We start from the raw sequence: 2,753 nt of genomic DNA, 5'->3' as shown, positions 1-2,753 counted from the left end.
CGATTTCAAGACATTTGAGGAATCGCCACATGAACAGCCCGAGCCGCGTCATCGGCTTCGTCAATTCAGCCCATTTCATCGATCATTACGCGATGCTGATCTTCGCCGCCGCCGTCATCATCATGGGGCCCGCCCTCAACATGGCCTATGGCGAGCTGCTGCCCTACGCGACGCCGGGCTTCATCGCCTTCGGTGCCGGCTCGCTGTTGACCGGCTGGCTCGGCGACCGCTGGAGCCGGCGCCACATGATGCTGATCTTCTTCCTCGGCATCGGCGCCGCGATGATCTCGGTGGGCTTCGTCTCGAGTCCGGCGCAGCTCGGCGCTGCGCTGCTGGCGATCGGCCTGTTCGCCTCGATCTATCACCCGGTCGGCACCGCGATGATCGTCTCCTATGCCGACAAGCTCGGCCGCGAGATGGGGCTCAACGGCGTATTCGGCAATCTCGGCGTCGCCTCCTCGGCGCTGATCACCGGCGTGGTGGGCCAGTATCTCGGCTGGCGTTTCGCCTTCATCATTCCGGGCGTGATCACGATCGGTGTCGGCATCGCCTTTGCGGCGCTGGTGGTGCACGAGGATCGCAAGGGCTCCAAGCAGGCGGCAGCGCAGGCCCGCGTGGCGCGCGAGCACATGTGGCGCGTGGTGCTGGCGCTGCTGCTCGTCGTGGTCGCGATCTCGACCACGTTCAATGCCGTGACCGTGGCGCTGCCGAAACTGTTTGCCGAGCGGCTCGCGGGGCTGACGCAAAGCCCGGCGCTGCTCGGCGTGATCGCAGCCTGTGTCTACGTGTTCGGCGCCATGACTCAATACACGATCGGGCGCCTTCTTGATCGGCACAGCCTCAAGACCGTGGCGCTGCCGCTGTCGGTGGTGCTGGCGCCGCTGCTCTATCTCGCCGCCACCTTCTCCGACCTGCCGTTAATCCTGGTGTCGATCGGCATCGTGATGGGCGCGTTCGGCCAGGTCACGGTCAACGACGCCATGGTCGGCAAATACACCTCGGAGGAGTGGCGCTCGCGCGCCTATGCCGTGCGCTATTTCATCGGCTTCACCGCGGCCGGCGCCTCGGTCGGCCTGGTGGCATGGCTGTATGAGCGCGGCGGCTTCACCAGCATGCTGCACGCCTTCGCCGCACTCTGCCTGCTCGCGATCGTCGCCGCGCTGATCCTGCCGCCGGAGATCAAGGTGCCACAGCCGCAGGCTGCGGAGTAATGATGCCGTCATTGCGAGCGAAGCGAAGCAATCCAGAATCGCAAGGAAGACCGGATTGCTTCGTCACCTTCGGCTCCTCGCAATGACGGAGAACTATGGCTCCGTCTGTGCGCTTGGAATAGTGACCGTCGTCTTCCGCTTCCGCTCCGCGCGCCAATTCTCGAAGCGCTGCACCACGACGAAGAAGGCGGGCACGAACAGCACGGCGAGGCAGGTCGAGGCCAGCATGCCGGAGAACACGGTGATGCCGATCGACTTGCGGGCGCTGGCGCCCGCGCCGGTCGCCAGCACCAGCGGCACCACGCCGAGGATGAAGGCGAACGAGGTCATCAGGATCGGACGGAAGCGGGCGCGCGCGGCCTCGATTGCCGATTCGATCAGCGGCCGGCCGTCGCGGTTATGCAGCTCGAGCCCGACCTCGACGATCAGGATGGCGTTCTTGGCCGACAGCGCAATGAGAAGGATCAACCCGATCTGAACATAGAGATTGTTGTCGATCTTCAGCGCACTGAGCACCGCGGTCGGGCCGAGCAGCGACAACGGCACGGCGAGGATCACCGAGATTGGCGCGTACCAACTTTCATATTGCCCGGCCAGCACGAGATAGACCAAGAGCATCGCAAGGCCGAAAGTGAGATAGATCTGACCGGAGACCGCCTTCTCCTGATACGACATCGCCGTCCATTCATAGCCGGCACCAGGCGGCAGCGTCTTGGCGGCGATCTCCTCCATCAGCTTCAGCGATTGCCCGGAGCTATAACCTTGCGCCGGCAGCCCGACCACGGTGGCGGAAGGATAGAGATTGTAGAGGCTGATCAGCGATGGGCCGACGCTGGGCGTCACGGTCGCGAGCGTGCCGAGCGGAATCATGTCGCCGGACTGGTTGCGCACCATCATGTTCTCGAGGTCGTGCGCGTTGAGGCGGAATTTGGCGTCGGCTTGCACATAGACCTGAAACACGCGGCCGAATTTGTTGAACTGGTTGACGTAGGAGGCGCCGAGGTAGGAGGCCAGCGTGGAAAATACCTGGTCGGTGGTGACGTGCAGGGTCTGGGTCTTGACGCGGTCGACCTCGATGTCGAATTGCGGCACCATGGCGCGGAACGGCGACTGCACCCGTTGCAGCGCGCTCTGGCTCTGGGCGTTGGCGACCACGGTCGAGGTGATCGCCTGCAGCTTGGCATAGTCGCTATTGCCGTCGCGCAGCTCGACCTGCATGGCGAAGCCCGCGGCATTGCCGATGCCCTGGATCGGCGGCGGCGGCAGCACCAGCACGCGCGCCTCCGTCACCGCCGCCATCTTGTCGTTCAGCCCGTAGACCAGCGAACGCAGATCCTCGCCCTTGCCGCGGGACTCCCAATCCTTGAGCACGATGTAGGCGACACCGGCATTGGCAAGGCTCGCGCTATTGTCGAGCGCCGAGATGCCGGCGATGGTGATGACCTGCGCCACGCCCGACGTCGCGCCCGCGATCTCGCTGACCTTGCCGAGCGCTTGTTGCGTGCGGTCGAGCGAGGCGCCGTCGGGAAGCTGGACGGCCGC

2 protein-coding genes are annotated in these 2,753 nt (G+C 64.8%); one reads left to right on the top strand and one right to left on the bottom strand.

The window, feature by feature from the left end:
• Window positions 1–29 precede the first annotated feature (29 nt).
• Window positions 30–1,211 (top strand): MFS transporter, encoded by a 1,182-nt coding sequence (locus WA702_RS11115; protein WP_425110567.1) that lies wholly within the window; start codon window positions 30–32, stop codon window positions 1,209–1,211.
• A gap of 93 nt (window positions 1,212–1,304) precedes the next feature.
• Here the strand turns inward: WA702_RS11115 and WA702_RS11110 are convergent.
• A partial coding sequence (locus WA702_RS11110) for an efflux RND transporter permease subunit (protein ID WP_425110566.1) occupies window positions 1,305–2,753 on the bottom strand: 1,449 nt, incomplete at its 5' end.

Origin of the sequence: Bradyrhizobium sp., from assembly GCF_049798375.1 — a bacterium.
Classification (GTDB): domain Bacteria; phylum Pseudomonadota; class Alphaproteobacteria; order Rhizobiales; family Xanthobacteraceae; genus Bradyrhizobium.
Note: the sequence above shows the minus strand (reverse complement) of the source record. Positions and strands in the feature narration are given on the sequence as shown.